Origin of the sequence: Ensifer sp. SSB1 (assembly GCF_016652895.1) — a bacterium.
Taxonomy (GTDB): domain Bacteria; phylum Pseudomonadota; class Alphaproteobacteria; order Rhizobiales; family Rhizobiaceae; genus Ensifer.
Genome location: NZ_JAEPRP010000001.1, coordinates 1 through 6,200, shown reverse-complemented (window position 1 = coordinate 6,200; position 6,200 = coordinate 1). Strand labels below are relative to the sequence as shown.

At 62.0% G+C, this 6,200-nt stretch carries 5 protein-coding genes; 1 reads left to right on the top strand and 4 read right to left on the bottom strand.

Annotated features, from left to right (window positions below; all coding sequences use genetic code 11):
* The 4 genes from I8N66_RS00025 to thrC all read right to left on the bottom strand — a co-directional run.
* The coding region (locus I8N66_RS00025) for a PAS domain-containing protein (protein WP_291148148.1) at nt 1–1,681 on the bottom strand (1,681 nt) is incomplete at its 3' end.
* Nucleotides 1,681–2,292, bottom strand: coding sequence for a GNAT family protein (locus I8N66_RS00020; protein ID WP_291148145.1), 612 nt, complete (start codon nt 2,290–2,292; stop codon nt 1,681–1,683). The genes I8N66_RS00025 and I8N66_RS00020, both read right to left, overlap by 1 nt.
* Nucleotides 2,293–2,589: 297 nt before the next feature.
* Nucleotides 2,590–3,891, bottom strand: a complete 1,302-nt coding sequence (locus I8N66_RS00015; RefSeq protein ID WP_113537971.1) for a pitrilysin family protein — start codon at nt 3,889–3,891, stop codon at nt 2,590–2,592.
* 16 nt (nt 3,892–3,907) lie between these two features.
* A complete protein-coding gene (thrC, locus tag I8N66_RS00010; RefSeq protein ID WP_113537970.1) occupies nt 3,908–5,308 on the bottom strand; it encodes a threonine synthase in 1,401 nt (466 codons plus the stop codon).
* A 281-nt stretch (nt 5,309–5,589) separates the two neighbouring features.
* On the opposite strand from thrC, the gene I8N66_RS00005 reads away from it, so the two are divergent.
* Nucleotides 5,590–6,141, top strand: coding sequence for a hypothetical protein (locus tag I8N66_RS00005; protein ID WP_291148376.1), 552 nt, complete (start codon nt 5,590–5,592; stop codon nt 6,139–6,141).
* Nucleotides 6,142–6,200: the final 59 nt, after the last annotated feature.

Sequence of the window (6,200 nt, the reverse complement as noted above, 5' to 3'; positions counted from 1 at the left end):
TCAGCAGGATTGCCTGCAACCGATCGAGAAACACCTGCCGGTTCGGAAGGCCGGTCAAATTGTCGAGCAGCGCATTGTGCAGCAGCCGCTCGACGGAATTGCGCTGTTCAGTGATGTCGATGATCGTGCCGACGCAGCGGATGATTTCGCCGTTCGCGCCGAGCACCGGCCGGGCGCGAATGGAAAGCCAGTGATAATGGCCGTCTTCGGCGCGCACGCGGAACTCGTGGTTGAGCTTGCCGCGGCGACGCTCCAGAAGCACGTCGAGCGTCGCCCGGAAGCGGTCGCGATCATCAGGATGCAGGCGCGGCAACCAGTTGCGCAAGGGGCCGTGCATGCTGCCGAGCGACAGCCCGAGCTGGGTCGATATATCCGGCATGGTCACCACCCGGTCGCGGGCGACATCCCAGTCCCAGACGGTATCGCCGGAGCCGGTGAGCGCGAGCGACTGGCGCTCGAGATCCGAGAACAGGCCCTGCTGGTAACCGCTGCCGGCAACCGCATGCTGCATGACGGTGAAGCCGATCAAGAGCACGATAAGCACGAGACCGCCGCCGAGCGCCGGCTGCACGATGTCGTTGGCAAGCTGGCCGGTGACGGTCAACCATGCGCCGAAGAGCCAGACGAGGATGAGCAGCCAGGCAGGCACTAGCAGGATCGCCCGGTCGTATCGGTTGAAGCCGAGATAGGCGATTAGCACGATGCCGACCGTTCCTGTCAGCGCAAAGGAGAGGCGGGCGATACCGGATGCAATCGCGGGATCGTAGACGGCGACGCCGAAGAGCAGGCCGAGGCCCAGAATCCAGGCGAGCGTTGCGTATCCGAGATGCTGATGCCAGCGGTTGAGATTGAGATAGGTGAACAGAAAAATCACCAGGCCCGCCGCCAGGAAGACCTCGGTGCCCGCTCGCCATATTCGCTCGTCTCCGGCCGTCACACTGATAAGCTTCGACAGGAAGCCGAAATCGACGCAGATATAGGCAAGGACCGCCCAGGCGAGCGCCGCTGTTGCCGGCAGCATCGAGGTACCCTTGACGACGAAGAGGATGGTCAGGAACACCGCAAGCAGACCGGCAATGCCGAGCACGATGCCGCGATAGAGCGTGAAGGCGTTGACCGTATCCTTGTAGGAGTCCGGCTCCCACAGGTAGATCTGCGGCAGTTCGGGTGTCGCGAGTTCAGCGACGAAGGTGATGATGACGCCCGGCGCCAACGTGATGCGGAAGACGTCCGCTTCGTCGCTCGGCTCGCGGCTGAGCGCGAAACCTTCGCTGGGCGTGATCGATAAGATGCGCTTGGAGCCGAGGTCCGGCCAGAACAGCTTGGAATTCACCAACCGGAAATGCGGTGCGACGATCACGCGGTCGAGCGGTTCGGCCGAAACGTTGGCAAGCGCGAACACCGCCCAGTCGCCCTGGTGGTCCTCGCTGCTGGAGCGCACCTCGATGCGGCGCACGATGCCGTCGGTTCCGGGCGCTGTCGAGACCTGGAAGGCTTCGTTGCGGCCGCTGTAGATTTCGGTGGTTGCTGTCAGGTCGAGCGCGGTGTCCTCGCGCGATATCTTCACTGGCTCCAGAGCCTGGGCCGCACCGCCGAGCGCGCAGAAAAACGTTGTGAGCGTAATCAGAAACGCTGCCAGCTTCGAGGCTGACCAGGCGAAGGGCGAGCGGGCTAGGGGCATCAAAGGGGCATATTCCTGTTCGGTAGGGCATCGTCGGACAGGAGAGAAAAGAGCACGTGGTCGCGCCACTGGCCATTAATTCTCAAGTACTGTCTTAAGTAGCCTTCACGCGCAAAACCGGCCTTTTCAAGGAGCCGGATGCTTCTTGAGTTGTCCGGAATACAGGCTGCTTCAATACGGTGCAACTCAAGGGTCGAAAAGATGTAGGGAATAGCGAGTCTCAGGGCCGCAAACATGTGGCCCTTGCCGGCGTGGCGCGCGCCCATCCAGTAGCCGATCATGCAGTTTTGCCCGGCGCCGCGGCGGATGTGGCCGATCGTAAGTCCCCCGAGCAGCATCGCGTCTGGCTTGGGGACAAGAAAGAGCGGCACCGCTTGCCCTGAGGAGTATTCCTGCTCGTTGCGGATCACCCGGCTGCGATAGGCGCTCTCGGTCATCTCGTCGGTGCGCCAGGTTGGTTCCCAAGGTTCCAGGAAGGCGCGGCTCTCGCTTCGGAGCTGATACCATTGGCGATAGTCGGCATAGCGGGGGAGTCGCAGCAGATAATTCTGGTCGGCGATTTCGATCGTCTCCGGCTGCCGCGACAGGAACCGAAAAACCGATCGTGTCATAGGTGCCTCCGAGGCCGTCCAGTTTGCGTGCGGGGACCTTTTATCATCCGCCCGGCAGCGCGCCCTTGCGCTGTCACAAACCGAAACCTTGCACAACTTTGCGCGCAAATCGAATCCGATTTTGCGAAAAGACGCAAAGACTTCACCATTCGAGCACGACGTTTGCGCCAGCTACGCGTTCGCCGGCCCAACGCTAATCCAGGATTGGGCTCGGATGTCTCCGCCAGGAATTGCGCAGGCCCGAAAGGCACGATCATTTCACGGTTTCAATGAAACAATGAAATGATCGAAGCCCGGTTAGCTGGCGACGGCGTGCTGAACGGCGGTCTTGCCGGTCAATGACGACAGGATATCGTTCATGGGAGCAAGCTGCTCCAGCGGGCCGATGGCCGAAAGGGTCGGCGTCGTATCGAAGAACAGCCGGCCGGCAAGGTCGGTCAATCGCTCGATGGTGATGCCGGAGAGGCGCTCCATCAGCTCTTCGTTCGGGATCGGACGCCCATAGAGCATCATCTGGCGGGCGATCTGACCTGCGCGGGCGGCCGGGCTTTCCTGGCCCATCAGCAACTGTGCACGGATCTGGGCGCGCGCCCGTTCGATTTCCTGCTGCTCGATGTTCATCGAGGACTTGCGCAGCTCATCGACGATGACGGGCATCAGTTCAGGCAGGTTCTCGCCGCCGGTTGCCGCATGCACGCCGAAGATGCCGGTGTCGGAAAAGCCCCAATGGAAGGCATAGACCGAATAACAGAGGCCACGGTGTTCGCGCACTTCCTGGAAGAGGCGGGAGGACATGCCGCCGCCGAGGATGTTGGCGAGGATTTGCGAGCAGTAGAAATCGCGGGCGTGATAGGCCTTGCCCTCGAAGCCGAGCAGCACCTGGGCGTCCATCAGGTCGCGCGTTTCGCGGCTCTCGCCGCCCGTATAGCGCGCTGCTTCGAGCACCGGGGTTGCGATCGGCGTACGTGGAAGCGACGAGAAGCGCTCCTCCACCTGGCGCACGAAGGCGTCGTGTTCGACGGCGCCGGCTGCGACCACGAACATGCGGTCGGTGGTGTAATTGCGGCCGAGATACTGGCGGATCTGGTCGGCGGAGAACGACATGACCGTATCCGGCGTACCGAGGATCGGCCGGCCGACGGTCTGGTTGCGATAGGCGGTCTCGGCGAAACGGTCGAAGACGACGTCATCCGGCGTGTCGTCGGCAGCGCCGATCTCCTGCAGGATCACGTGCTTCTCGCGCCGCAGTTCCTCATCGTCGAAGCTGGATTCGGTAAGAATGTCAGCGAGAATATCGACTGCCAGCGGCACGTGATCCTTGAGGACACGGGCATAGTAGGACGTCGTCTCGGTCGAGGTCGCAGCATTGACTTCGCCGCCGACATTTTCGATTTCTTCGGCAATCTGGCGGGCGGTGCGCCGCGCGGTGCCCTTGAAAGCCATGTGCTCAAGCAGGTGGGCAATGCCATGTTCGCCCAGGGTTTCATTGCGCGAACCGGATTTGATCCACACCCCGAGCGCCACGCTTTCGAGATGCGGCATCTGCTCGGTTACCACCGTCAACCCGGAAGGGAGCCGGGTGCACTCAACTTTCATCATACGTTTCTTCTCGTTCTTACCCCCGGAGACGGGTGCGCTCGCCGATAAAGGTCTCGACGCTCTTCAGGTCCGGATCCAGGATATCGAAACGCTCCTCCCTGTTCATGAGGTCAGCAAGCCACGTCGGAAGCGCCGGGTCAATACCACTTGCCGATTTTACAGCGTCCGGGAATTTCGCCGGATGGGCGGTGGCGAGCGTCACCATGGGAGCAGACGGCTTCTCGTGCTTGGCGGCGACGAAGACGCCGACGGCGCTGTGCGGATCAAGCAGATAGCCGGTTTTTTCCAGCGTCTTGGTGATCGTCCTGGCGACGTCCTTCTCCGAGGCGCGACCGGAGCGGAACTCCTTGCGGATGGCCTTCAGCGCTTTTTCGCGGATGGTGAAGGAGCCGGACTGCTTGAGGCCGTCCATCGCCGAGCGCACTTCGCCCGGATCACGGTCGTTCGCCTCGAACAGGAGCCGCTCGAAGTTCGACGAAATCTGGATGTCCATCGACGGTGCGGTCGTCGCCTTGACGTCTCGCATCTCGTAGCGACCCGTCTTCAGCGTGCGGGCGAGAATGTCGTTCTCGTTGGTAGCGATCACCAGCTTGTCGATCGGCAGGCCCATGCGCTTGGCGACGTAGCCGGCGAAAATGTCGCCGAAGTTGCCGGTCGGGACCGTGAAGGAGATCTTGCGGTCCGGCCCGCCGAGCGCGACTGCCGTGGTGAAGTAGTAGACGATCTGGGCCATGATGCGCGCCCAGTTGATCGAGTTGACGCCCGAAAGCTTGACGCGGTCGCGGAAGGCCGCGTCGTTGAACATGGCTTTGACTAGGTTCTGGCAGTCGTCGAAGTTGCCCTTGACGGCGATGGCATGGACGTTGGATGCGTTCGATGTCGTCATCTGCCGCTGCTGCACCGGCGAAACCTTGCCGTGCGGGAAGAGGATGAAGATGTCGGTGCGTTCACGGCCGGCAAAGGCGTCGATGGCCGCACCGCCGGTGTCGCCCGAAGTCGCGCCGACGATAGTGGCGCGCTCCCCGCGCTCGGCGAGAACATAGTCCATCAATCGCGCAAGCAATTGCATCGCCACATCCTTGAAGGCGAGCGTCGAGCCGTGGAAGAGTTCCATGACGAAGGCGTTCGGACCCGTCTGCACGAGCGGCGCGACCGCAGGGTGGCGGAAGGTGGCGTAGGCTTCGTCGATCATTTCGCGGAACTTGGCCGCCGGAATCTCGCCATTGATGAAGGGCTCGAGCACCGTGAACGCGATTTCCTGGTAGGACTTGCCGCGCAAGCCCCGGATTTCCTTCTTGGAAAACTTCGGCCATTCCTTGGGGAGATAAAGACCGCCGTCGCGCGCAAGACCGGCGAGCAGCGCGTCGCAGAAGCCGAGAGGAGCGGCTTCGCCGCGCGTCGAGATGTACTTCACCATGGTTGTCCTTCGTCCCACCTCAAGGATGGCCGCGACCGTAGGAAACGGCGCCGCGGCATGCCCGTCTTATTGCGTCAGTCCTTGACAAAGTCTGCATCTATTCTTGTCACCAACGCAATTTCCGGCCGTAAATCAGGCTTCGGAAAATTCGGAAGGGACACGCCGACCCAATCGATTTTTCAGTTTGTCGCTGCTATAGACGATGCCCGAAGGCCATGAAAGGTCTTCCGGCCGAGATTTCGGTCAAGGAGTTTCAACCGGTCCAGCAGAGGTTGTTCAACGTGTTTGGCAAAGTATCCCGGCCTGTTCTCGCAATATCTTTTCTCGCGGTCCTCGCCGGCTGTAACAAGACGCAATCCGGCGGAGCGATCGAAGCGGGCGGCAGCGCCACCGCTCCGACGCCAGCCGTCGTCCAGGCCGCGTGCCCGCAGGTCGTCCTGCGTGATGGCACGTCGGTGTTCACCAGCTACGCTAAGGGTGCCAAGAACGACCCGACGAAGGTCGTCTACCAGGCCTCACTCGCCGACACCACGCGCCAGTGCGTGCAGAGCGAAGGCGCATTGTCGATAACCGTCGTGGTGCAGGGACGTGTGGTCGCCGGTCCGGCGGGCGGCCCCGGCAAGATCACCATGCCGATCCGTGTCGCCGCCACCGACGACGACAAGACGCTCTATTCCGAACTGACGCAGCAGCCGGTGGAAATTCCTTCCACCGGCTCGGCGCAATTCGTCTTCACCAAGGCGAACGTGGCGCTGCCGGCTGGCGCCGGGTCCAACGTCACCGTCTATGTCGGCTTCGACGAGGGCCCGCCGGCCAAGGGCAAGAAGAAGTAGGCTGCGGTGCATACCGCAAAAAAAACGCCGGGGCTTGCCCCGGCGTTTTCATTTCCATC

Bases quoted from the DNA above. Each gene is read 5' to 3' on its own strand.
- I8N66_RS00015 (WP_113537971.1), bottom strand. From the start codon at position 3,891: ATGATGAAAGTTGAGTGCACCCGGCTCCCTTCCGGGTTGACGGTGGTA.
- I8N66_RS00020 (WP_291148145.1), bottom strand. From the start codon at position 2,292: ATGACACGATCGGTTTTTCGGTTCCTGTCGCGGCAGCCGGAGACGATC.
- thrC (WP_113537970.1), bottom strand. From the start codon at position 5,308: ATGGTGAAGTACATCTCGACGCGCGGCGAAGCCGCTCCTCTCGGCTTC.